Source organism: Nitratireductor sp. ZSWI3 (genome assembly GCF_024655565.1).
Lineage (GTDB): Bacteria > Pseudomonadota > Alphaproteobacteria > Rhizobiales > Rhizobiaceae > Nitratireductor.
Genome location: NZ_JANKOF010000072.1, coordinates 1 through 24,087 on the forward strand (window position 1 = coordinate 1; position 24,087 = coordinate 24,087).

Below are 24,087 nucleotides of genomic sequence, written 5' to 3' on the forward strand. Positions count from 1 at the left end.
GCCGCGGCCGGCCTGCTCGGCGCCGTGGCGCGGGCGCTCGCCCTGCCGAAGGAGGAGCTGCCGCGCATTCCCCGCCCGCAGCAGGCACCCGAGGGTGCCGCCGCCGCCGCCGAACTGCTGAAGGTGTTCCTGAAGCTCGTCGCCGACCGGGAGGGCGTCGCTCCGAAGATGCTCGCTTCCAGCGACGACATCGACCGCATTGCCGCCGACGGCGCCGATGCGCAGGTGCCGGCCATGTCCGGCTGGCGGCGCGAGGTGTTCGGCGAGGAGGCGCTGCGGCTGGTGCGTGGGGAGCTTGCCCTGCGTTTCAACAAGCGGCGGGTGGAGGTGTTCGAGCCCAGCTCGCGTCCCGTTGAGGTTGCCGAATAGGCGGCGGTCTAACTCCCGTCGACGGCCAGCGCCAGGTTCAGACCCGTGACCCTGGCGAGATGGGCCATGCGGCCGACCGGCCGCTCGCCCATCAGGCCTGCATGGCTTTTCGGAACGACCAGAACGATGGAGCCGTCGCCGCGCCTTTCCCATCGAAGCTGCGGAATGATGCCGGGCATCGATGCCGTCAGCAGATAGACCACCCGGAGGATGCCGCCGAGGAGACGGGCGCGCTCCTCGAAGCGCGGCGTCGCCAGTTCCCGCATTTGCGGCGACAGACCGTCATCGAACAGACCTTCGTGGCGGAACAGATTGGCAAGCGCGATGAAGGCGCGGCCCGGATGATCGATGCCGATGAAGGAGCCGTGCGCGATGATGTTGAGCGACTGCGTGCCGCGGTATTCGGGATGGGCGCGCCAGCCGATGTCGGCGAGCAGGCAGGCGGCGCGGCGGTAGCGCGCCTCGTCTTCCGTCTCCTCGATGTCGAGCGCGGCAAAGGCGCTTCCGCTCCATTCGGCGAGTTCGCGCGCGTGGGTGACCGAGCGCGACCGCAGGATCGCCAGTTCCTCGGCGGCCGCCAGCAGCGGGTCGGCGGAGCGCTCCTCATCGGACAACAATGAATAAAGATACCCCTCGCGCACCCCGAGTGCCGAGAAGATGACGCTCGACGGCTGCACGGCATGGATGATCTCCTGCAGCACGGCCGCGCCATAGGGCAGCAGCGCCCGGCGATTCTTGGAGATGTGCTCGATGCCCGGGAACTTGTCGACGCCGGAGGCCACCCGCTTCAGGAAATCGGCCGACTGCCCGGCATCCAGCTGATAGTGGTGCATGACCTCGAGCGGATAGCCGGTCTCCAGCATGTGCAGCCGGGCAAGGTTGCGCCAGGTGCCGCCGACGCAATAGAAGGGGCGCCCCGCCCCGTCCTTCAGCCAGCCTGCCCGGGCAAGCTCCGCGCGCGCGATGCGTGTCGCCTTGGCGACGGAGTTCTTGGACATCTCGCGCAGCCTGAGGCCGCCAAGGGGGAGCGTGATGCCATCCCCCATCGACCGGTCCTCGACCTCGACGAGTTCCAGGCTGCCGCCGCCGAGATCGCCGACGATACCATTCGGCTTGTAAAAACCGGACATGATGCCGAAGGCCGAATATTTTGCTTCCTCGCGTCCGGACAGCACGCGGATTCCGGTGCCGAGGATCTGCTCGGCGCGGTGGATGAAGTCGGGGCCGTTCTTGGCTTCGCGTGCCGCCGCCGTGGCGAGCACGTGCAGCGCCTCGGAGCCGGCCTGCTCCGACAGGGCTCGGAAACGGCGGAACTCCGCCACCGCGCGGGTCACACCCTCGGGATCCAGCTCCCCGGTCGTGACGATGCCCTTGCCGAGACCGGCAAGCATCTTCTCGTTGAACAACATGGTCGGCGAACGGACCACACCCTCGTAGATGACGAGGCGAATGGAGTTGGACCCGATATCGATGACCGAGACGGGGCGGCGGTCCTTAAGACGGCCCTGAGATTCTGCTATGCCCAAACGAAAACGCCCGTCAATCCATGGTCGGGGTGGTTTCGAGGTCGCCCTTCTTGCGCTTCTTGAACACGGCGATCCGCTTCGGCGCGTGGGACTTCAAGGCATTGCCGCGACCGGATAGGCTCGGATTCGTCATGAAATATTCCTGAGCGTTGAACGGTTCCTCTCCCTCGTCGGGCATCATGCGCCGCGAGGTGCCGTCCGGCAATACTTCAAAGCTCTGCTGGTTGTCCATGATGTTTCCGAGCATGATCTGGCCGAGAACCTGCTCATGCACAGTCGGATTGGTGATCGGCACCATGGTTTCCACGCGCCGGTCGAGGTTGCGCGGCATGATGTCGGCCGAGGCGATGTAAACGATCGCCTCGTCGGACGGCAAGCCGTGGCCGTTGCCGAAGCAGTAGATCCGGCTGTGCTCCAGGAAGCGCCCGACGATCGACTTGACGCGGATGCGCTCGGACAGGCCCGGCACCTGCGGCCTGAGGCAGCAGATGCCGCGCACCACCAGATCGATCTCGACGCCGGCCGCGCTCGCCTCGTAGAGCGCGTCGATGACGAGGGGGTCGACGAGCGAATTCATCTTCATCCAGATCTGGGCGGGACGTCCGGCGCGCGCATGGTCGATCTCGGCGCGGATGTGGTCGAGCAGCCGGTTGCGCAGCGAGAAGGGCGAGACGGCGATCCGCATCTCGTGGTCCGGCTCGGCATAGCCGGTGATGAAGTTGAAGATCTGCGCCACGTCGCGGGCGATCTCGGGATTGACGGTGAAATAGGACAGGTCCGTGTAGATGCGCGCCGTGATCGGGTGATAGTTGCCGGTGCCCAGATGGCAGTAGTTGCGCAGCCTGCCCTCCTCGCGCCGCACCACCAGCGACATCTTGGCGTGCGTCTTCAGCTCGATGAAGCCGAACACCACCTGCACGCCGGCGCGCTCCAGGTCGCGCGCCCAGCGGATGTTCGCCTCCTCGTCGAAACGCGCCTTGAGCTCGACCAGCGCGGTGACGGATTTGCCCGCCTCCGACGCCTCGATCAGCGCGCGCACGATCGGGCTGTCGTTCGAGGTCCGGTAGAGCGTCTGCTTGATCGCCACCACCTCCGGGTCCTGCGAGGCCTGGCGCAGGAACTGCACCACCACGTCGAAGGATTCGTAAGGGTGGTGGACGATGATGTCCTTCTCGCGGATGGCGGCGAAGCAATCGCCATTGTGCTCACGGATGCGCTCGGGAAAGCGCGGATTGTAGGGCGCGAAGAGCAGGTCGTCGCGCGTCAGCTTGACGATCTCCGAGATCTGGTTGATGGCGAGCGGCCGCTCCAGAACGGTGATGCGCGCATCGGCGACGCCGAGCTCGCTCGCCACGAAGTCGCGCAGCGCCAACGGCATCTCATTGTCGAATTCGATGCGGATCACCGAACCGCGGCGACGCCGCTTCAGCGCCGATTCGAACAGGCGCACCAGGTCTTCCGCCTCTTCCTCCACCTCGATGTCGCTGTCACGGATGATGCGGAACGTGCCGGAGCCGATCACCTGATAGCGGGGGAACAGCTTGCCGATGAACAGGTTGACCACGTCCTCCAGCGTGATGAAACGTACGGAGCGGCCGCGTTCGGGAAGCTGGATGAAGCGCTTCAGCGCCACCGGCAGGCGCAGGAGCGCCGTCATCGTCTCCAGTTCCCCCTCGTGCTGCAGTTCCAGCGCCATGGAGAAGCCGAGATTGGGGATGAACGGAAAGGGATGCGCCGGGTCGATCGACAGTGGCGTCAGAACCGGAAAAACCGTTTCCATGAAATGGTCTTCGAGCCATTTCCTGTCGGACTGATTCAAGGCGTCCGGCCGCACCAGCTCGATGCCTTCGGCGCGCAGCAGCTCGAACAGCACGGTCAGGCTCTGATGCTGGTCGTTCTGCAACCGGCCGACCTCGCGCAGCACCTGCTCGAGCTGCTCCTCCGGCGTGCGGCCGTCGGCGCTGCGGGTGGCGATGTGCTCCCGCACCTGGCCGGCAAGGCCCGCCACGCGCACCATGAAGAACTCGTCCAGATTGTCGGCCGAGATGGACAGGAAGCGCAGCCGCTCGAGCAGCGGATGATGCGGGTTCTGCGCCTCGTCGAGGACACGCCGGTTGAACTGCAGCCAGGAGAACTCGCGGTTGACGAAGCGGTCCGGGCTCGCTCCCGCGATCTCGCCCTCAGGGCCTATATCGACGGAGAAATCGGCTTGCACCGGCTTGAGTTCGTTCATTGCTCGCTCGCGTCCCTTTTCCCGCACTGGCCGTGGTTCCCGCCAGCTCATCCTATCTGGTGACAGGGTTTTGCGACAGTTTCATATCATAGGCTTGCAAAGACGCACTTTATGCTACAAACGCAGGCAACTTCCAACGGATGCAGAGCGGGAGACGATGATGGCAGCAACGGCCATTCCCCATTTCCAGAACACGAGCGGTCACCGGGCGATCGAGATCGGCGTCAAGGAATTCATGTGCGTCGGCGCCAATCCGCCCAACGATCATCCGCATGTGTTCATCGACATGGGAGACGGGAACGAGCGCGTCTGCCCCTATTGCTCGACCCTCTACCGCTACAATGCGGCGCTGAAGGTGTCGGAGACGAAGCCGGAAGGCTGCCTGTTCGACCGGGCGGCCTGAGGACAGCCACGGACATGACGCGGGAGCCTGCCCTCGTCATCGCAGGCGCGGGCGTTGCCGGGCTGACCCTCGCCCTGGCCCTCGCGCGGCACGGGCTTGCCGCCCGCCTCTATGAGCGCGCCCCGGAATTGACCGAGGTCGGCGCCGGGCTTCAACTGTCGCCCAACGCAACCCGCCTGCTCGGCAGGCTCGGCGTTCTCGACACGCTGGCCCCCGCCGCGATCGCGCCGCAGGCCGTGGTCCTGCGGCAGGCAGCGTCTCTCGAAACGCTGGCGCGCGTTCGGCTCGGCGCGGCAGCCGAGGCGCGCTGGGGAGCGCCCTATCTGGTGGCGCACCGTGCCGACCTCCAGGCGGCTCTCCTGAAACGGGTGCGCGAGGAGGCTTCGATCGAGCTCGTCACCGGAGCGCTGGTCGAGAAGGCCGACTTCGTCAGGGGCGGCGGCGTGCGCCTCTCGCTGCGCCGGGGCGGGGCGAGCGAAGACGTGCACACACCGCTGCTGATCGGCGCCGACGGCGTCTGGTCGCACTTGCGCCGGCTCGCCAGAACCTCAGTACGCAGCCGCTTCACCGGCCATGTCGCCTGGCGCACCACGTTGCCGGCTGAAGACGCCGCCGGGCTCGGCGAGTTCATGCCGCACGACCAGGTGACGGCCTTTCTCGATCCGCGCTTCCACCTGATCGCCTATCCGGTGAGCGGGGGAAGCAGGCTGAACATCGTCGCCATCGTTCCCGGAGAGGTTCCCCTCAACGCCTGGGAGCAGGATGCCGACGACCGGCCGTTGCGCAAGGCGTTGCAATCGGCCCATCACGCCTTTGCCCGCCTGTCCCGCGCCACGCCTTCCTGGACCGTCTGGCCGATCCACCAGGTCGATGCGAAGGCCGCCTGGACGCGGCCGGAAGGGCTGGCGCTGCTCGGCGATGCCGCCCATGCCGTGCCGCCCTTTGCCGCGCAGGGCGCTGCCATGGCGATCGAGGATGCGGTCGTGCTCGCCGCCTGCCTTGCCCGCAGGCCGGACAATCGGCCTGCGGCGCTTGCCGATTATGAGCGCATCCGCAAGCCGCGCGTCGTCAGGGTGGCCCGGCGCGGCGCCTTCAACCGGCTTGCCTGGCACGCCGGCGGCCCGGTCGCGCTGGTGCGCGACGCGGTGCTCAAGATGCGCGGCGAAACGACCCTGATGGCCGATTTCGACTGGCTCTACGGTTTCGATGCGGAGGCCGGGCAGCACCGCTGACGGCGCCGCCAGAACATTTTGCAGTCAGGTGGAATCACCTGACGATCAGTGCAGGATCTGCGAGAGGAACAGCCTGGTCCGCTCGTGCTGCGGATTGTCGAAGAACTCGGCCGGCGTGTTCTGCTCGACGATCTGGCCCTGATCCATGAAGATCACGCGGTTGGCCACCTGGCGGGCGAAGCCCATCTCATGGGTGACGCAGATCATCGTCATGCCCTCTTCGGCGAGGTCGACCATGGTGTCGAGCACCTCCTTGATCATCTCCGGATCGAGCGCCGAGGTCGGCTCGTCGAACAGCATGATGCGGGGGTTCATGCACAGGGCGCGGGCGATCGCCACGCGCTGCTGCTGGCCGCCGGAGAGTTGCCCGGGATACTTGTTCGCCTGCTCGGGGATCTTGACGCGCTCAAGGAAATGCATCGCCGTCGCCTCCGCCTCCTTCTTGGGCGTCTTGCGCACCCAGATCGGCGCCAGCGTGCAGTTCTCCAGGATGGTCAGGTGCGGGAACAGGTTGAAATGCTGGAACACCATGCCGACCTCGCGGCGCACCTCGTCGATCTTCTTCAGATCGTTGGTGAGCTCGATGCCGTCGACGACGATCTTGCCCTTCTGGTGCTCCTCCAGCCGGTTGATGCAGCGGATCATGGTCGACTTGCCGGAGCCGGACGGGCCGCACACCACGATGCGCTCGCCGCGCATCACCTTCAGGTTGATGTCCTTCAGGACATGGAAATCGCCATACCATTTGTGCATGCCGACGATCTCGATGGCGACGTCGGTGGTGGAGACATGCATCTTGCCGCGGTCGGCCTGGAGCTCTTCGGCCCGCACTGCATTTTCTGAAGCCATGTTGTTTCCCCTTGGGCCTTCGGCCCTAACGTTTGTGGCCGGTGTCGAGCCGGCGTTCCATGAAGATTGAATAGCGCGACATGCCGAAGCAGAACAGCCAGAAAACAAAGCCGGCAAAGACCAGCCCGGTGATCGGCGTCTGCGGCGAGGCCCAGCTCGCGTCGGAAAAATTCTGCCGCACCACGCCCAGAAGATCGAACATGCCGATGATGTAGACCAGGCTCGTGTCCTTGAAGAGACCGATGAAGGTGTTGACGATGCCGGGAATGACCAGCTTGATCGCCTGCGGCAGGACAACGAGGTTCATCTTCTTCCAGTAGCTCAGCCCCAGTGCGTCGGCGCCCTCATATTGCCCTTTCGGGATCGCCTGCAGGCCGCCGCGGATCACCTCCGCCATATAGGCAGAGGCGAACAGCGCAACGCCGATCAGGGCGCGTAACAGCTTGTCGAAGCTGGTTCCCGGCGGCAGGAACAGCGGCAGCATGACGCTCGCCATGAACAGAACGGTGATGAGCGGCACGCCGCGCATCGTCTCGATGAAGGTGACGCAGACCAGCTTCACCACCGGCATGTGCGAGCGCCGGCCGAGCGCCAGCAGGATGCCGAGCGGCAGCGACACGCTGATGCCGACATAGGCGAGCACCAGGGTCACCATCAGGCCGCCCCACAACGGGGTCGCCACCGGCTTGAGGCCGAAAGCGCCGCCGGACAAGAGGAAATAGCCGACCACCGGGAAGACCACGAACAGCAACACCGCGTTGAGCCCCTTGCGCGGCACGCTGGGGATCAGCAGCGGTGCCAGCAGCCCGATGAACAGGACGCCCGTCAGGTAGACGCGCCAGCGCTCGTCGATCGGATAGCGGCCGAACATGAACTGCTGGAACTTGGCCTCCACGAAGGCCCAGCAGGCGCCCGACCAGCCATCCGGCTGGATGCCGCCCTGCGCGATGGTGGCGCAGACCGTGCGGTCGGTGCCGGACCACTGGGCGTTGATGAAGGCCCATTCCACCAGCGGCGGGACGATCATCACCACCAGCACGAGGCCGATGATGGTGAAGACCGTGTCGGTGACGTTGGCGAACAGGTTCTTGCGCAGCCAGGGGCCGATGCCGTGCTCGGCGACCGGTGGCGGCTCGACGGCCGCCATCTGGGCGCGGACGAAGGAAAGATCGTGCTCTTGCATTCTACCGCTCCACCAGCGCCATGCGCGCATTGTACCAGTTCATGAAGCCGGCCGTGGCCAGGCTCAGCCCCAGATAGACGATCAGCCAGATGGCGACGATCTCGATCGCCTGCCCCGTCTGGTTGAGCGTCGTGCCGCCGGTGGCCACCAGGTCCGGATAGCCGATGGCGACCGCCAGGGACGAGTTCTTGGTGAGGTTCAGATACTGGCTCGTCAGCGGCGGGATGATGATCCGCAGCGCCTGCGGGATGACCACCAGACGCAGCGTCGGGCCACTCCGCAATCCAAGCGCGTGCGATGCCTCGGTCTGGCCGCGATTGACGCCCAGCACGCCGGCGCGCACGATCTCGGCGATGAAGGCCGCCGTGTAGAAGGAAAGCGCCAGGTAGAGCGACAGGAACTCCGGCCGGATCTGCACGCCGCCGCGCAGGTTGAAGGTCGACAGCGCCGGGAACTCGAAGCTCAGCGGAAAGCCGGTGACGATGAAGGCCAGCAGCGGCAGGCCGACGATCAGCCCGACCGAGGTCCACAGGACCGGGAACCGCTCGCCCGTCGCCATCTGCCGCTTGTAGGCCCAGCGGCGCACGAACCAGGCGAAGACGAGCGCCAGGACGAAGGCGAGCGCGATGAGGCCCGCCCCCTCGCCCCAGAGGAACTTCGGCAGGTAGAAACCGCGGCTGTTGAGATAGGAGCCGAAAGGCAGCGCGATCGAATCGCGCGGCAGCGGCAGCACCGAAAGCACGCCGAAATACCAGAAGAAGATGACGAGAAGCGGCGGGATGTTGCGGAACACCTCGACATAGACGAGGCAGATGCGGTTGATCAGCCAGTTCTTCGATAAGCGCCCGATACCGACGAGGAAACCGACGATGGTGGCCGTGATGATGCCGAAAATGGCGACGCGCAGCGTGTTCAGGAACCCGACGACGAGCGCACGGCCATAGGTGGAATCGGAAGAATACTGGATCAGGCTGTCGCCGATATCGAAGCCGGCGCGTCCCTGCAGGAACCCGAAGCCGGAAGCGATGTTGGCACGTTGGAGATTTGCAGCGGTGTTGCCGATGATCCAATAGACAAAGGCGAACAGGCCGACGAAAACGAGCACCTGGTAAGCGATGCCTCGCACACGCGGATCATAGAGCAGCGGTACACGAGGCGCCGCGCCCTCCGCAATGGTTTGCTGGGTGGCCATGGCTATCCTCAAAAAGGATGGCGAAAGGCGGATCGAGCCGCCTTTCGCGCATCATCATCCGTTATGCTCGATCAGCGGATCGGCATACCGTACTGGAGTCCGCCTTTCGTCCACAGGGCATTGACGCCGCGGGAAATCTTGAGCGGGCTGTCGGCGCCCACATTGCGCTCGAACATCTCGCCGTAGTTGCCCACATGCTTGATCACGCGGGCAGCCCAGTCATTGGTCAGGCCGAGGTCGGAGCCGAGCTTGGTGCCGTCTTCCGTGCCGAGCAGGCGACGAACGTCCGGCTTGTCCGAGTTCATGCTCTCCTCGATGTTGGCCTGGCTGACGCCGAGTTCCTCGGCGTTCAGGAGCGCATAATACACCCATTTGACGATATCGAACCACTGGTCGTCGCCATGGCGCACGACGGGGCCGAGCGGCTCCTTCGAGATGATTTCCGGCAGAACGATATGATCGTCGGGGCTGCTCAGGGTCAGCCGGATCGCATAAAGGCCCGACTGATCGGTCGTGTAGACGTCGCAACGGCCTGAATCATAGGCCGTGTTGACCTCCTCGAGCTTCTCGAAGACGACCGGGTTGTATTCCATGTTGTTGGCCTTGAAGTAGTCGGCCAGGTTGAGCTCGGTCGTCGTGCCGGCCTGGACGCAGACCGCGGCGCCGGAAAGCTGCAGCGCCGAGTTGATGCCCTGCAGCTTCTTGGCGTTGATCATGAAGCCCTGGCCGTCATAGTAGGTGACGCCGGCAAAGTTCAGACCGAGCGCCGTGTCGCGGCTGATGGTCCAGGTGGTGTTGCGCGAGAGAAGATCGACCTCGCCCGACTGCAACGCCGTGAAACGCTCCTTGGCGGAGAGCGGCGTGAACTGAACCGCGTTCGGATCGTCGAAGACGGCGGCGGCCACCGCACGGCAGAAATCCACGTCGAGGCCGGTCCAGTTGCCGGCATTGTCCGGCGCACTGAAACCGGCCAGCCCCGTGCTCACGCCGCACTGGATGTGGCCCTTCGCCTTCACGTCATCCAGCGTGGCGGCCGAAGCCGGCGCGGCCAGAAGTGCGACCACTGCCGAGCCGAGCAACGCTTTGAGAATTGTCTTCATAGTCACGAACCCTTTTTTTCTGGTTTTAGGGTTTATCCCCTGATCATAGCCGTGCGGAAGCAGCGGATGCCCCTGTGCCTTAAGCTCCGGTCGGAGCAATGGTCCGGAGGCACCCGGACACGCGCTTCCTCTCCCACGCACTGGTCATATCGAAGGCCATAATTCGCTTTGGGTCAAGAGCGAAAGAGGCTTGTTCCAGAGCTCGGGACCGCCGCTGCGCCCGGTTGACGCATGGGCGACAATGGCGTTCCATCCGACCGCGTCCGACCAGCGGGCAGCCTTCCATCATCAGGCGGCTTTCAGACCGCCGCACAGCATGCATCGAGGAACGATGAGCAAGAAAACCGATCCCCAGGCCGGAGCCAACACGCGGCTTGCCCATGCCGGCAACGATCCGCACGCCTTTTTCGGCTTCGTCAACCCGCCCGTCGTCCACGCCTCGACCGTGCTGTTTCCGGATGCCGAGACGATGGCGTCGCGGAAGCAGAAATACACCTACGGCACACGCGGCACGCCGACCACCGACGCGCTGGCCGACGCCATGAACGAACTCGAGGGCGCCGCCGGGACGGTGGTCGTGCCCTCGGGGCTGGCCGCCGTCACCGTGCCGCTGCTCGGTTTCCTGTCGTCGGGCGACCATGTGCTGATCGTCGATTCGGTCTATCATCCGACACGCCATTTCGCTGACACGATGCTCACCCGGCTCGGCGTCGAGGTGACCTATTACGACCCGCTCGTCGGACCGGGCATTGCCGCACTCCTGCAACCCAACACCAAAGTGGTCTTCACCGAGGCGCCCGGCTCCGGCACGTTCGAGATGCAGGACATCCCGACCATCGTCGCGGCGGCGCATGGGCGCGACGCGGTGGTGATGATGGACAACACCTGGGCCACCCCCCTTTTCTACCGGCCGCTCGATCACGGGGTCGACATCTCCATCCAGGCGGCGACCAAGTATCCGGCCGGCCATTCGGACATCCTTCTCGGCACCGTCTCGGCCAACGATGCCTGCTGGGAACGGCTCCTGGCGGCGCATGGCGCGCTCGGCATGTGCGCGGCGCCGGACGACGTCTACCAGGTGCTGCGCGGCCTCAGGACGATGGGCGTGCGGCTGGAGCGGCACCAGCAGAGCGCCCTGGCGCTCGCCCGCTGGCTCGAAGGCCAGCCCGGCGTCGCCCGGGTTCTGCATCCCGGCCTCGAATCGCACCCGGGCCACGCCATCTGGAAGCGCGACTTCTCGGGCGCCAGCGGTCTCTTCTCGATCGTCCTGGCCGGCGGCGGGGAAAAGCAGGCCCACGCCTTCCTCAACGCGCTCGACATCTTCGGCCTCGGTTATTCCTGGGGCGGCTACGAGAGCCTTGCCGTGCATGTGCAGCTCACCGACCGCAAGGTGGCCTTCGCCCCGCAGGAGGGTCCGGTCATCCGTCTGCAGATCGGCCTCGAAGATGTCGAGGACCTGCAGGCCGACCTGGCGCGCGGCCTGACGGCGGCGGCCGGGGCCTGACAACCGCATAAAAGCGGAAAGGAAGATGGAGCGTCCTCGCACGGCGTGCGGAAGGCACGGCGCTCTACTCTTGTGCCGTGCGGATATTTTTCCTATCGCTGCGTTCAAATATGACTAAGCTGTGCAAATACGTGCAGCGCGGCAGGAAGCATCATGGCAGGAACACAACTCGACGACGCGAAGGGGCCGGTCTATGTGGTCCCGCCGGTGACCCGGGCGATCGCGCTGCTGCGCTACATCGCGGCCGGCAATCGCTGCCGCAACATCAGCAGCGCGGCCAAGGCGCTCGACATCAACCGCACGACGCTGATCCGCCTCCTCGCCACGCTGGAGGCCGAGGGCATCCTCGAGCCGATCGCCGACGACGGCGGCTACCGCCTCGGCACCGGACTGATCGCGCTCGCCTCCGAAGCGCTCAACGAGCGCAGCATCCTGCAGGTCGCACGGCCGTTCCTCAAGCAGCTCGTCGATTCGCTCAACCTGTCGGCCCATCTCGGCGTGCTCGAAGGGAGCGAGATCGTCTACCTTGCCCGCGAGACGCCCAACTCCCACCTGGCGAGCACGGTCCGTGAGGGCACGCGCCTGCCGGCGCACGCGACCACCATCGGCCGCATCCTGCTGGCCGAGCTGCCTGCGGCCTCGCTGCGCGCGCTCTATGCGGGACAGGCGATGGAATCCTTCACGGCGAAGACCCGCACGACGCTCGCCGAGCTCGAAAAGCAGCTGCAGGCGGACCGCCTGCGCGGCATGGCGTGGAGCGTCGCCAATTTCGAGCCAGAGATCGGATCGGCCGCTGTCGCCGTGCACGATCATCAGGCACGCGCCGTCGGCGCCATCAACGTCACCGGCCATGCCAGCATCTTCGCCGACGACAGTCCCTCCGTGGAAAAGATCGAGCAGGAGCTGAAGGCGGCTGCCCGCGCCATGTCTGAGGCGCTCGGCTATCGCGGCTGGTCGGCCGATCAGCTGTAAGTGTAGCCGTAGGAAAGCGCGAAGGCGCCGTCGTGCAGCGGCGTGTTGCCGGCCAGCGCCCGGCGCAGCCACAACCGGCCGTGCACCTGCGTCCCGGAAAGGTCGACGTCTTCCGGCAGCCGCACATCTTCGCACCACAGACCGCCGAGCCATTCGGCATCGCGGAAGGTGGCCCGTCCCCGGATCGTCACGCCCTGCAGGGAGAAATTGCCGTAGCAGGCAATGCCCTCGAAGCCGGCATCGCCGGCAAAGCGCGCCGCATCGAAACGGGCGATGCCGCGGAACTCCGCCGCGCCGAACCGTGCCGCCTCATCAAAACAGGCCCTCTCGAAACGCGCATCGTTGGTGAAGATGGCGTGCTCGAAAAGTGCCTTGCCGCCAAAACGCGCGCCGCCGAACCAGCTCACGCCGAGGAACCGCGCACCGGATGCGTCGATCCCGTCGGGAAAGGAAGCACCGGTGAAATCGACGCCCGTCAGATCGAGGCCGGCAAGATCGAGCGCGCCCTCGCAGACGGTGCCGGCGAGATCGACACAGTCACCATGCCGCCACGGCACGGCGAGAAGCGCGCGGATATCGGCCGCCTGCATCAGGCGATCTCGCCGATCTTCTCCTCGGCCAGCGCGACGATGCGCGCCGCCCAGGGGAAGGCAAGGTCCTCGGCCATGTCGCTGCCGGACGCATCGTGCGTGACGCGCTCGCCGATCTGCGCGGCTCCATATGCGGCAAGCAGCTCGGCGAGCCCCTTGCTGCCGAAGTTGAAGGTTTCCTCATATTCGCTGTCGCCGAGGCCGAAGATGGCGAAATGGATGCCCGACAGGCTGGGCGCCGACGCCTTCAGCGCCTCGGCGAAGGGCTGCGCGGAGGCTGGCAACTCGCCGTCGCCATAGGTCGAGCAGACGATCATATGGAGCCGGCCGGCGTCGAACTCGCCCGGATCGAAATCCGACAGGCTGCGGCACTCGACCGTGTGTTCGCCCTCGAGCTCGACCATGATGTCCTCGGCCAGCATCTCGGCATTGCCTGTCTCGGTGCCGTAAAGAAGAATAATGTTCATTGAGGAAGCTCCTCTCTGTGAAGGGCCAGTGCCAGCATGGTTTCGCGCGTGGGTATCTTGGCGCGGCAACGGTCCTGCGGCGCTGCGGCGGTTTCCGCGGCGTCGATCCGTTTCCAGCCATCGTAGTCGACGATGCTTCTCCAATCGGGAAAGGCACTCCTGCCGGGCTTTTCGGGGGCGTCGCCTCGCGCATCGAGATCGGCGAGAATGCGCGCCGCCAGCAGCTGGGCGTCGGCGCGATTGTCGGGAATGGTGCCGCGCGGGCCGCGTCGGAACCATCCGGTCGCATAAAGGCCGGGCTCGATCACACCAGCTTCCCGGTCGGCCGCCGAACCGATCAGCTCCTCGCGCAGCAGCAGCCCCTCCGCCTCGAAGCCGATCGCCGTGAGGAAGGCGCTGCAGCACAGTGCAACGGTCGCGCCGGCGCTGTCCCGGAAGCGCGCCTCGCCGACGCGGCCACCCTCGCCGAGGAGCTCGACGGGGGTGAGGCCAAAGCGGAAGGTGATCCGCCGCGCGCCCGTGGCATGGCCGTCGAGCATTTCAAGGGCGGCGATCTTCTTGGTGGCTTCGGGATCGTCGCTCGCCCCGGCCCCGATCACGCGGATCGTCACGCCTTCGAGCTTCGCCAGTTCCTTGACCATCACGGCGTCGAACTTGGCTTCCGCCGCCGGCGAACGCCCGACAATGTCGATCTCCTCGATGGCCGAGCCGGCCAGCCAGGCGCTGGGTCCGGCGCCAAGGTCGGATCCGGCGAGCTCGGCCGGGGTCTTGGCGAGCAGGCGCAGGATATCGATGGCGACGTTGCCGTTGCCCATGATGACGACGCGAGGGCCAAGCTCCGGCAGAGGTTCGGCGTCGGGATGCTCGTACAGCGCCCGCGTCAGCCGGCCGGCCCGATGGACGCCCTCCAGATCCTCGCCCGGGATGCCCAGCGCGCGGTCGCCGGACAGGCCGGCGGCCAGCACCACTGCGTCATAGGCCTCGCGCAGCGCGGCCAGGCTGACGTCCTCGCCGACCGCCACGTTGCCGACAAACCCGGCGCCCTGGCGCTCGAACAGGCGTTCGAACTGGCGGACGATACCCTTGGTGCCCTGGTGATCGGCGGCCACGCCGTAGCGCACCAGCCCGTAGGGCACCGGCAGACGGTCGATGAGATCGACACGCAGCTCCGGCGCCGCCTTCAGAAGTGCCTGCGCCAGATAGCAGCCGGACGGCCCCGAGCCGACGATGGCGACCGCGCGGCTCATGACGCACGCACCGCCGCCGCGGCCCATGGATGCGGCGCGCCCGAAAGATCCATGTAGAAGGACTTTTGGGCCATATAGGCTCGGATGCCCTCGCGCCCCTTCTCACGCCCCAAGCCGCTCTCCTTCTCGCCGCCGAACGGCGTCGAGATCGAGAACTGCTTGTAGGTGTTGACCCAGACCGTGCCGGCGCGGATCGCCCTGCCGACGCGCCAGCTTTTCGGGAAATCGCGGGTCCAGATGCCGCAGGCAAGCCCGTAGTCGTTGTCGGTCGCCTGGGCGATCACGTCCGCCTCGTCATCGAAGGGCAGCACCACCAGGACGGGGCCGAACACCTCCTCACGGCAGATGCGCGCCGCATTGTCGACACCGGCAAAGATCGTCGGCAGATAATAGGCGCCCTTCTCATAGGCACCGCCCTCGGGTGCCGCACCACCGGTGAGCACATCCGCCCCTTCCGCGCGCGCTTTGCGCACATGCTCGGCGACGGCGTCGCGATGGTCGAAATGGACGAGTGGCGCCACCTGCGTGTCCGCCTCGAAGGGATGGCCGACCTTCAGCCGCCTCGTGGCCGCCACCAGCCTGTCCACGAACTGCGCATAGATCGGCCGCTCAACGAAAAGCCGCGCACCGGCGATGCAGCTCTGCCCGGTCGAGGAGAAGATGCCGAACAGCACGCCGGCCAGCGCCTGCTCCATGTCGGCGTCGGCGAAGACGATGGTCGGCGACTTGCCGCCGAGTTCCAGCGACACCGGCATCAGCTTGCGCGCCGCCTTCAGCGCCAGCGCCCGGCCGGTTTCCGTGCCGCCCGTGAAGCTGATCTTGGCGATGTCCGGATGCTCGACGAGCAGATTGCCGATCTCGCGCCCCGCCCCCGGCAACACCGAGAACAACCCCTTCGGCAGGCCGGCCGCCTCGATGATGCGCGCCAGCTCGAGCGAGACCAGAGGCGACCAGGAGGCGGGCTTCAGCAGCACCGCGTTGCCGGCCGCGAGCGCCGGAGCGACCTTCTGCGCATCCGAGGCGATCGGCGAATTCCACGGCGTGATCGCGCCGACGAGCCCCAAGGGCTCGTGCACCGACATGGTCAGCGCGTCGCCGCGCTGCACCGTCAGCGTCTCGTCGGCGGTTTCGAGCGCCGCGCCGAAATAGCGGAAGGTGCCGGCTGCCGAGGCCGCCAGAGCGCCCGTCTCGCGCAGGGTCTTGCCCGTATCGCGGCTCTGGATATGGGCGATGCGCTGGGCATTGGCTTCTATGCCGTCGGCGATGGCGTAGAGAAAACGGGCCCGCTCGTGCGGCTTCAGGTTGCGCCAGGCGGGATCGGCCTGCGCCCGGCTTGCACGCTCGATGGCCCGTTCGCCGTCGGCCACGGAGGCGCCGCGCAGCACCCGGTTGACGCTGCCGTCGGCGGGAAAGATCGAGGTGATCTCGGCACCCGTACCCTCTTCCCACTCGCCGCCGACGAAAAGCTTGTTCTGCGGCAGTTCGATCATCTGCTTCTCCACCTCATATCGCCACTGGGCCGATCCGGTTGCGGATCTCGCGCAAGACGCTGTAGACCGTGGAAACGGATGTCTTGGCATTGCCGGCCGACGGCTGGTTCTCGATGCGCATGGAATATTTCGCCAGCGGCGAGACGACCGAATATTCGTGCACGTTGCCGAGCGCCGCCGGGTCGGCGACCAGTTCCACATGCGTCGCCTCGAAGCCGGCCCCGGCAAGCGCCAGCGTGGCGGCGACGTTGGCGTTCCTGGGAAAGTCGCGCGCCGCCTCGCGCGCCGTGCCGGTGAAGAAGGTGTGGGCTTCGCTCAGAGCGGCAAGGTCGGTCACCGCCTCGGCCGGCGTACCGCGCCAGGCGAGCGGCGGCTTCGAGCCGCGATAGCGGACCTCGAGCCCGCCGGCCGCGCCGAGCGCCGCCAGAAGATCGATGCCGCCGATGGCACCCGCCGGCAGGATCAGCCGCGCGCCGCCCCCGGCCGCGGCAGCGCGCAACTCCCGCTCCAGGGCCGCGTCCGACATGGCGCCGATGGAGACGATCACCACGTCGATGCCGGCGCGCAGCACCGGCGGCACATGCGCCGTCACGGCGCCGTGCCCGGCGCATTCGACAACGAGGTCCGGCCGATCGGCGAGCAGCGCTCCTGCATCGGAAACGACGGCGGCTTCCTTCGCGATCTTGGCAAAATCGCCTGCCAGCCGCGCCTGGGTTTCTCCGGTCATCTCCGGCAGGCACAACACGGTCAGGTGCTCGAGCGGAGCATCGAGCGTCTCGGCGAGCTGGCCGAGAAGCGTCAGCGCGATGTTGCCGAAGCCGATCAGTCCGAGCCGCATCGCGCTATTCCCCATTGCCGGCGGCCCCGGCCGGGGGGCCGGCGAAGGCCTCGTTGAACGGGCCGATGGCGCACATGTCGATCTCGATCAGGCGCGGCCCCTCGGCGGCCAGCGCCTCGTCGAGGACGGAAGGGAACTCGGCCAGGTCACGCACCAGCCGATGCGGCATGCCGATCGAGCCGCAGAAGCCTGCAAAGTCCGGTGTCGCCAGCGCGGAATAGTGCCGGCGGCTGCCATATTGCGCGTCCTGGATGTTCTGGATCACGCCGTAGGCCTTGTCGTTCATCAGCAGATAGACGAGCGGCGCCCGTTCCTCGACGGCGGTGATCATCTCGGCAAGCCCCAGCATGGTGCCGCCGTCGCCGAGAAGCGTGACGGCCTTCGCCCTCTTCGAGCCGATCGCCGCGCCGACGCCCATGGCGACGCCCTGGCCGATCCCTCCGCCAAGAGCATGGACGCCGAGATTCGGTGCTGCGAGGCGCACATAGCGGTTGCCGAAGGTCGAATTGGAGATGGTGACGTCGCGCACCCAGGGATGGCCGCCGGAAAACACCCGGTCGGCCAGCGTGTCGGCGACGATGCGATAGGGACCGAGCACGTCGCGCATGCGGCCCTCGGCCTCGGCCCGCGTGCGGGCGATGTCGAAGGACAGGTTCGTGTCGGTATCGAGCGTGTCCGGCAACCGGTCGATCAGGCGCGCCAGCGTGTCGGCGGCGTCGCCGTGGGCGAACACCTCTACCGGATAGTTGCGGCCGCCCTGCGCCGCATCGGCGTCGATCTGCACCAGCGGACGCGGCAGCGGCATCCGGTTGTTGCGCGTCTCGTTGCCGCGCAGGCGCGAGCCGACGACGATCATGAGGTCGCAGCTCTTGTAGAGCTCGATCGCCTCCGGCGTCATGTTGAAGGCACCAAGGCTCGCCGGCTCCGCTTCCGAGACGACAGCGCGGCCGTTGGTGGAGGTGACGATGCCGAAGCCGCGGCGCATCAGCTCCGTCGCTTCCCTGCCGGCGCCAAGCGCACCGCCGCCAAGCCACAGCAGCGGCCGCTTCGCCGCCTTCACCAGTTCGGCGATTTCGTCGATCACCGTATCCGGCGCGATCGGCCGGGTCGGCTGCGGCCGGTGGATGCGCTCCGTCGCGCGCGCCGGCCGGCGCTGCACGTCGACGGGGATTTCCAGACTCACCGGCCCGGTGGGCGCCGAAAGGGCCGCCGAGACCGCCGCCGTCAGCGTGCCGATGGCGCCGTTGGCATCCCACATGCGGAAGACGGCCTTCGACACGCCGCGCAGCATTTCCGGCTGGCGCGGCACGTCGTGGATGGCGGCGCGATCGCGATCGGCGAATTCCAGGTCCACCTGCGTGGTGATGTGCAGCACGGGCGAACCCGCCGTCAGCGCCTCGGCCTGGGCGCCGGCCGCGTTGCCGGCCGCCGTGCCGGTCGAGGTCAGGCACACGCCGAGACCGCCGGAAACGCGCGCGAAGGCGTCGGCCATGTTCATGGCGCCTGCCTCGCCGCGCGCCGGCACGAAGCGGATGCGCTCCTGGCGTGCGATGGCGTCGAGGATCGGCATGTTGTGGATGGAGATCACCCCGAAGACCGTGGTGACGCCGATCTCGGCGAGATACCGGGCGATGAAATCTCCGACCGTCTCGGAGGCTGTTATCGTTTCGAGTTTCATCCCGTATCCTTCATATGTAGCGAGACAGTCCGCCCGACACTTCGAGCTGGGCGCCTGTGATGTAGCTCGCCGCCGGCGAGCCGAGAAAAGCGATCGCCGCGGCCGCCTCGGCCGGATCTCCGAGGCGGCCGAGCGGTATGCCCTTCCTGGCCGCCAGCGCCCCGTACCATTCCGCACGGCTCTGGCTCTGGTCCTCGCGCTCGGCGAAGCGGCGCGACCACTGGCCAGAACCAACCAGGCCGAGCAGGATCGAATTGACCCGCACGTCCGGCGCCAGTTCGACGCTCAGCGATTTGACGAGGTTCTGCACGCCGGCGCGCGCCGAGGAGGTGCAGACCATGTGCGGCTCCGGCTGGTAGGCGAGCAGCGAGTTGACCGCGACGATCGCTCCCTTCGCCCGGCGCAGCATCGGCAGGAAGGCGCGCGTCGGATGGATCTGGCTGAACAGCTTCAGCTCGTATTCGGCGCGCCAATCCTCGTCGGTCGTGTCGGCGAAGGTCGAGACGCGCCCCTGGCCGGCATTGTTGACGAGCAGGTCGCAGCGTCCGAAGCGGGCCTCCACCTCGCCGGCGAAAGCGTTGACCGCCTGCGGATCGAGCACCGACAGGGCCCGCGCCATCACCCTGTCCTCGCCATGATCGCGCACGAGAACCGCCGCCACGTCATTGAGGCGGCTTTCGGTGCGGGCGCACAGGGCCACCCGGGCGCCGGATCCCAGAAGCGTCTCGACGGTCGCAAGGCCGATCCCCGAAGAGCCGCCGGTGACCACCGCCACCTTGCTATCATATCCGTAATGCATCAGGCCTTGCCCTCCACCGGTGCGAGCTCAGGAAAGCCAGGATCCGGGCGCCCCTGCATCACGGCGCGCTGGGCGGGCGTGGGCGGGCCGGCGGTCATCCAGCGGTCCATCGCCTCCGGATTGTCGCGCGGCCAGACCTGGGCCTCGTGCGTCGCCTCGTCGATCTGTTGCAGCTCTGAGGTGAACTCGATGACGAAGCCGGACGGCGAGACGAAATAGGCGAAGGGATTGTTGCCCGGCCCGTGCCGCCCCGGTCCCCAGGTAGGCACATGCCCCTTCTGCTTCATGCGGCCGATGCCGCGCATGAATTCATCGATCGACGGCATCTCGAAGGCGACATGATTGACGCTGGCATAGTTGCCGCGCACCAACGCGATGGAATGGTGATCGGAGTTGCAGCGCAGAAACACCATCTGGTCGGCCGAGTAGTCGGACACGCGGAAGCCGAGCACATGGGCGTAGAACTCCTGCATGCCGTCCATGTCCGGCGTGTTCAGCACCACATGGCTGACCTTGCGGGGCTTGGCCCATTCGGGCGCCTCGTCGAGCGCCAGCGCCTCGGTGCGGAAGCGCAGGCGGCGATTGTCGGGATCGAGCATCTCGAAGCCGTAGCCGCCGGCATAATCATCGAAGGGGGCCGGATCGCCGAGCACGATGCCGCCGCGCGCGAGAATCTGCGCGTGCAGCGCGTGCATCGACGCCCGGTCGGGCATGGCGAAATGGACATATTCGATGCCGTAGACCGGCCCGTCCTTGAGGCCATAGAGGAACGGCTCGCTGCCGGTGCCGCGCAGGAGCGCGATGCCCTCCTCCTTGTGGGCGAGGCTCAGGCCCCACATGTCCTCGTAGAACGGCAGGGTCTGGGTGATGCCCGGCCCGCGCATCATGATACCGCGAAGACTGCCGACGCGTACGGTCTGTACCATGGTCTCTCCTCCTTGCGGCCTCTAGCCGACGGTTTCGCCAAGGGCTGCCAGCGCCGACGCGAAGGCGGCGGGAGCCTGCTGGTAAAGGGCGTGTCCGGCGCCGGGCACCAGCGTCATCTGCCCGCGCCATGGATCGCGCAGCGCCGCATGGGCACGCCGCGCCGAATCCGGCGGGGTGACAACGTCCTTTGCGCCGACAATCACGTCGGTCGGCACCTGCAGCCGCTCCGCATCGTCGATGAGGCGGCCGGAGGCGAGCATGCGCGCGGCCTGCGGGTAACCCGGCAGGGCGACCCTTGCCATGCCGTCGCGCACGCGGCGGACGATATCGGGATTCCGCTCCGGCTCGAAGACGAGCCGCGGCGCGCGCAGGGCGGCGAAGTCCTCGGCGCCGAGGGTTTCGAGATCGTCGATGCGCGCCTGGGCGGCAGCACTCAGCGCCCCTCCCCGCGGCACGCCGTGGCCGAGCGCCGGCGAACTGAGCAGAAGCCTGGCGACATTTTCCCGGTGCGCCGCCGCGAAGGCAGCCGCCATCAGGCAGCCGAGCGAATGACCGGCCAAGAGCACCCGCGTCAGTTCCAGTCGGTCGAGAAAGCCCTTCAGCGCCGTCGCATAGTCGAGCGCCAGCGGCCACTCCGCCTCGAGCGGGGCCGAGCCGCCATAGCCCGGAGCATTCCAGGCGATGATCCGCCAATCGCGCGGCAGGTGGTCGAGGAGCGGCGTGAACGACGCGGCATTGGAGCCGACGCCATGCAGCATTACCAACACCGGGCCGCCGCCGCCCGGCCGCTCCAGATAGTCAATGTTGCCGCATATATGCTGTTCGAACGTCATGACCGCCTCAGTTGAAGACAAAGCCGTTGTTGACCGGCAGCACCTGGCCGGTCAGCGTCAGCGCCCCCTCGGAAAGCAGGAAGGCGATGACCTCGGTGATCTCTCCGGGTCCCTGCGGGCCCGGCACGGCGCGCCCCTCGGCGTAGAGCCGGTGACGGGCTTCCGGCACGTAATCGGTCGATTCCGTCGTCAGGATGCCCGGCGCCACCGCCGTCACGCCGATGCGGTCGGGCCCCAGTTCGCGGGCGAGCGAGCGGGTCATGGACATCATCGCCCCCTTGCTCGCCACATAGGACATCAGATTCGGAGCGCCCCACAGCGCGGTGTCGGAAGCGACGTTGACGATGCGGCCGGAGCCCGAAGCCCTGAGCAGCGGCGCCATGGCGCGCGTCATCAGCCAGGTGCCGCGCACATTCACCGTCATCACCCGATCCCAGCTGTCGATCTCGATCTGCTCGAACGGTATGCCGCCGATGCCGGTGGCGATCGCTCCGTTGTTGACGAGACCGTGCAGGATCCCCTGCCCCTCGCCCGCCAGCCGCGCGCCGAGCGCGGCGATCGAGGCGGGGTCGCCGAGATCGACGGAAATGAAGCGTGCGCCGAGCGCCTCGGCCACCGCACGGCCTTCTTCGGCACTTATGTCGGCGAGCACGAGATCGGCCCCCTTCGCCGCCAGGGCACGGGCGATCTCCGCGCCCAGCCCGCGCGCCGCCCCGGTGACGAGTATGGTGCGATCCTGAAGCATCAGCCGGCCGCTTCCCCGGCCGTCTCGGCCTCGATCTGGCTCTTGGCGGCGCGCGTCAGGATCTGCCGCACCCGCGACACGCCGAGATCGTGCTGGTAGAGCATCTCGCGGCGGCGCGCATCGTCCGGCATGCCCTCGAGCATGACGCGGTCCTGTTCGAGCACGTTCCAGTGGTTCTCCTCCAGCCGCGCGCGATAGAGGAACCGCCAGCTCTCGCGGGCAAGCCCGGTGACCTGCCGCATGCGCCAGAAAAAGACCTTGCAGGTGGTGGCGTCGACCGGCGTGACGAAGCCGATGATGCGGAAGACGCCGCCCGGCCCCGCCGCCGGCGGGTAGGGAATCTCCAGGAAGCAGAACATCGAGCCCGGGTGCACCTCGAACTCGGTCCAATCGAAATTCTCGCCGACCTGCCCGACCCGGCTGACGCGGAACCCCGCTTCGGTCTTGTCGAGCTTCATCAGATCCTGCTTGGAGCCATAGGCCAGCGTGAAGCTCTCGGCGTGCAGGTAGCAGCCGTGCATGGGATCGGCCAGATTGTCGAGCGCATAGCGGTAGTTGGTCTCCCACAACCCGGTGCACAGAAAGCCCGTCCAGTCCTCGTCCGTCAGCTCCTTCGGCAGCACCAGTTCCGGAGCCTCGGGCTGCTCGATCGACGGCACGTAGACGAAGACGGCATCGTTCGCTTCCGTGACCTCGAAGGACTTCAGCGCCTTGCGCCCCTCGAGCGCGCATTCGGGCATGGCCGGGACGCGCACCACCACGCCGTCGCCGTTGACGATCACGCCATGGTAGCGGCAGCCGATATTGCCCTCGTGGATCTCGCCGTAGGAAAGCGGTGCACCGCGGTGCGGGCAGAAATCCTCGACGCAGCGCAAGCGGTTCTCCGCATCGCGCCACAGCACGATCTTGTCGCCCAGAAGGCGCGTGCCGTAGGGCTTCGTCGCCTTCACCTCGACCGACTTCGCCACCGGATACCATTGGCCGTGCAGGCCGTTGTTCACCCGGTCCTCGATGAGGGATTTCTTGTCGATGGCTGTCATGTCCGTCTCCGTCTCCATGCCTGGAAGCCTCCCGCTTCCCGAGGCAAAGTGGTTTGCCTGACCCTAATGCTGGGCCTTGGGCAGATAGTGCAGCACCCGCTCCTCAATCCGCACGAGCACCGTGTAGAGCAGGAAGCCGATGACGGTCAGGAGCACGATGGCGTTGAAGACCATCGCCGCGTTCGCCTGCCCGCCGCCGTAGGAAATGAGAAAGCCGAGGCCGGTGTTGCCGCCGACGAGTTCGCCGACCGTCACGCCGATGACGGCCAGCGTCGAGGCGATCCGCAGCCCGGCCATCAGGTTCGGCATGGTCGACGGCATCTCGACCTTCAGGAAGATGCCCCAGCGCGACAGGTTGTAAGCGCGGGCCAGATTGACGAGGTCGCGGTCGACCGTACGCATCGCCTGCAAGACGTTGACCAGCACCGGGAAGAAGACGATGAGCACCGTCACCAGCAGCTTCGGCATGGCGTTGTAGCCGAACCACATGATGAAGAGCGGCGCGAAGGCGACCTTCGGCGCGATCTGCAGCGCCAGGATATAGGGCGACAGCACCTTCTCCCAGAACTCGGACATGCCTAGCAGATAGCCGATCACCGCACCGAGCAGGCTGCCGATGGCGAAGCCCAAAACCGTGTAGAGCGCGGTGGAAACCGTGTGACCGAGGAGCCCTTCCTGCAGCCACATGCGCTTCAGTTCGGCGAGGCAGTCCGTCACCGTCGGAATGATGAACTTCGGCACGTCCAGCGCCGGCGGCAAGAACTGCCAGGCGACGAGCACGAGCGCCAGGAGCGCCAGGCTGGCAAGGAGCGTGCTTCGCTGTGCGGTCATGACGGGCTTTCCCGGTTTTGCCGTGCCGGCCGGGGCCCC

The 24,087-nt window shown here is 66.8% G+C and carries 22 protein-coding genes and 1 pseudogene; 5 read left to right on the plus strand and 18 right to left on the minus strand.

The genetic code is table 11. The features are described from left to right. Positions 1-369: pseudogene (locus NUU27_RS18530) on the plus strand (ribonuclease D); the annotation flags it as partial. 8 nt (positions 370-377) lie between these two features. Here NUU27_RS18530 and ppx read toward each other — a convergent pair. Together ppx and NUU27_RS18540 are read right to left on the minus strand one after the other, a co-directional pair. Beyond that, positions 378-1,895 carry an exopolyphosphatase gene (gene ppx / locus NUU27_RS18535; protein WP_257763631.1) on the minus strand — a complete coding sequence of 506 codons (1,518 nt, stop codon included), beginning with the start codon at positions 1,893-1,895 and terminating at the stop codon, positions 378-380. 13 nt (positions 1,896-1,908) lie between these two features. Further along, a complete protein-coding gene (locus NUU27_RS18540) occupies positions 1,909-4,128 on the minus strand; it encodes an RNA degradosome polyphosphate kinase (protein WP_257763632.1) in 2,220 nt (739 codons plus the stop codon). Between the two features lie 160 nt (positions 4,129-4,288). On the opposite strand from NUU27_RS18540, the gene NUU27_RS18545 reads away from it, so the two are divergent. After that, on the plus strand, positions 4,289-4,531 hold the full coding sequence (locus NUU27_RS18545) for a zinc-finger domain-containing protein (protein ID WP_257763633.1): 243 nt from the start codon (positions 4,289-4,291) through the stop codon (positions 4,529-4,531). Between the two features lie 14 nt (positions 4,532-4,545). After that, entirely contained in the window at positions 4,546-5,763 is a 1,218-nt protein-coding gene (locus tag NUU27_RS18550; protein ID WP_257763634.1) for an FAD-dependent monooxygenase, read from the plus strand. A 45-nt stretch (positions 5,764-5,808) separates the two neighbouring features. On the opposite strand, the gene NUU27_RS18555 is transcribed toward NUU27_RS18550, so the two are convergent. The 4 genes from NUU27_RS18555 to NUU27_RS18570 all read right to left on the minus strand — a co-directional run bounded on the left by NUU27_RS18555 (position 5,809) and on the right by NUU27_RS18570 (position 10,087). Beyond that, positions 5,809-6,612, minus strand: coding sequence for an amino acid ABC transporter ATP-binding protein (locus NUU27_RS18555; protein WP_308219984.1), 804 nt, complete (start codon positions 6,610-6,612; stop codon positions 5,809-5,811). Between the two features lie 25 nt (positions 6,613-6,637). Continuing rightward, positions 6,638-7,795 carry an amino acid ABC transporter permease gene (locus NUU27_RS18560; RefSeq protein WP_257763635.1) on the minus strand — a complete coding sequence of 386 codons (1,158 nt, stop codon included), beginning with the start codon at positions 7,793-7,795 and terminating at the stop codon, positions 6,638-6,640. A gap of 1 nt (position 7,796) precedes the next feature. Further along, on the minus strand, positions 7,797-8,987 hold the full coding sequence (locus NUU27_RS18565; protein ID WP_257763636.1) for an amino acid ABC transporter permease: 1,191 nt from the start codon (positions 8,985-8,987) through the stop codon (positions 7,797-7,799). Positions 8,988-9,058: 71 nt separating this feature from the next. Then, positions 9,059-10,087 carry an amino acid ABC transporter substrate-binding protein gene (locus NUU27_RS18570; RefSeq protein WP_257763650.1) on the minus strand — a complete coding sequence of 343 codons (1,029 nt, stop codon included), beginning with the start codon at positions 10,085-10,087 and terminating at the stop codon, positions 9,059-9,061. 331 nt (positions 10,088-10,418) lie between these two features. On the opposite strand from NUU27_RS18570, the gene NUU27_RS18575 reads away from it, so the two are divergent. Both NUU27_RS18575 and NUU27_RS18580 read left to right on the plus strand, forming a co-directional pair. Further along, the gene (locus NUU27_RS18575; protein ID WP_257763637.1) at positions 10,419-11,591 is read left to right on the plus strand and encodes a cystathionine beta-lyase; all 1,173 of its coding nucleotides are present in this window, start codon (positions 10,419-10,421) and stop codon (positions 11,589-11,591) included. 153 nt (positions 11,592-11,744) lie between these two features. Beyond that, positions 11,745-12,563 (plus strand): IclR family transcriptional regulator, encoded by an 819-nt coding sequence (locus NUU27_RS18580; RefSeq protein ID WP_257763638.1) that lies wholly within the window; start codon positions 11,745-11,747, stop codon positions 12,561-12,563. On the opposite strand, the gene NUU27_RS18585 is transcribed toward NUU27_RS18580, so the two are convergent. From NUU27_RS18585 to NUU27_RS18640, 12 genes are all read right to left on the minus strand, one after another. Next, positions 12,554-13,153, minus strand: a complete 600-nt coding sequence (locus tag NUU27_RS18585) for a pentapeptide repeat-containing protein (RefSeq protein ID WP_257763639.1) — start codon at positions 13,151-13,153, stop codon at positions 12,554-12,556. The genes NUU27_RS18580 and NUU27_RS18585 overlap by 10 nt on opposite strands. Then, positions 13,153-13,620, minus strand: a complete 468-nt coding sequence (locus tag NUU27_RS18590) for a flavodoxin domain-containing protein (protein WP_257763640.1) — start codon at positions 13,618-13,620, stop codon at positions 13,153-13,155. Before NUU27_RS18590 ends, NUU27_RS18585 begins: the two co-directional genes overlap by 1 nt. Beyond that, positions 13,617-14,867 (minus strand): FAD-dependent oxidoreductase, encoded by a 1,251-nt coding sequence (locus NUU27_RS18595; RefSeq protein ID WP_257763641.1) that lies wholly within the window; start codon positions 14,865-14,867, stop codon positions 13,617-13,619. The genes NUU27_RS18590 and NUU27_RS18595 overlap by 4 nt, the downstream gene beginning before the upstream one ends. Beyond that, positions 14,864-16,357: an aldehyde dehydrogenase gene (locus NUU27_RS18600; RefSeq protein WP_374567520.1), complete on the minus strand. Its 1,494-nt coding sequence runs from the start codon at positions 16,355-16,357 to the stop codon at positions 14,864-14,866. The genes NUU27_RS18595 and NUU27_RS18600 overlap by 4 nt, the downstream gene beginning before the upstream one ends. A gap of 13 nt (positions 16,358-16,370) precedes the next feature. Continuing rightward, positions 16,371-17,195 (minus strand): aspartate dehydrogenase, encoded by an 825-nt coding sequence (locus NUU27_RS18605; RefSeq protein WP_257763642.1) that lies wholly within the window; start codon positions 17,193-17,195, stop codon positions 16,371-16,373. Positions 17,196-17,199: 4 nt separating this feature from the next. Continuing rightward, the gene (locus NUU27_RS18610; protein ID WP_257763643.1) at positions 17,200-18,873 is read right to left on the minus strand and encodes a thiamine pyrophosphate-binding protein; all 1,674 of its coding nucleotides are present in this window, start codon (positions 18,871-18,873) and stop codon (positions 17,200-17,202) included. Positions 18,874-18,883: 10 nt separating this feature from the next. Next, on the minus strand, positions 18,884-19,672 hold the full coding sequence (locus tag NUU27_RS18615) for an SDR family oxidoreductase (RefSeq protein WP_257763644.1): 789 nt from the start codon (positions 19,670-19,672) through the stop codon (positions 18,884-18,886). Beyond that, positions 19,672-20,598 (minus strand): VOC family protein, encoded by a 927-nt coding sequence (locus NUU27_RS18620; RefSeq protein ID WP_257763645.1) that lies wholly within the window; start codon positions 20,596-20,598, stop codon positions 19,672-19,674. Before NUU27_RS18620 ends, NUU27_RS18615 begins: the two co-directional genes overlap by 1 nt. A gap of 21 nt (positions 20,599-20,619) precedes the next feature. Next, positions 20,620-21,432, minus strand: a complete 813-nt coding sequence (locus tag NUU27_RS18625) for an alpha/beta fold hydrolase (protein WP_257763646.1) — start codon at positions 21,430-21,432, stop codon at positions 20,620-20,622. A gap of 7 nt (positions 21,433-21,439) precedes the next feature. Next, positions 21,440-22,177: an SDR family oxidoreductase gene (locus NUU27_RS18630; RefSeq protein WP_257763647.1), complete on the minus strand. Its 738-nt coding sequence runs from the start codon at positions 22,175-22,177 to the stop codon at positions 21,440-21,442. Further along, the gene (locus NUU27_RS18635) at positions 22,177-23,217 is read right to left on the minus strand and encodes an aromatic ring-hydroxylating dioxygenase subunit alpha (RefSeq protein ID WP_257763648.1); all 1,041 of its coding nucleotides are present in this window, start codon (positions 23,215-23,217) and stop codon (positions 22,177-22,179) included. The genes NUU27_RS18630 and NUU27_RS18635 overlap by 1 nt, the downstream gene beginning before the upstream one ends. A 63-nt stretch (positions 23,218-23,280) precedes the next feature. After that, positions 23,281-24,087: ABC transporter permease (locus tag NUU27_RS18640; protein WP_374567528.1), on the minus strand; the 807-nt coding region annotated here is incomplete at its 5' end.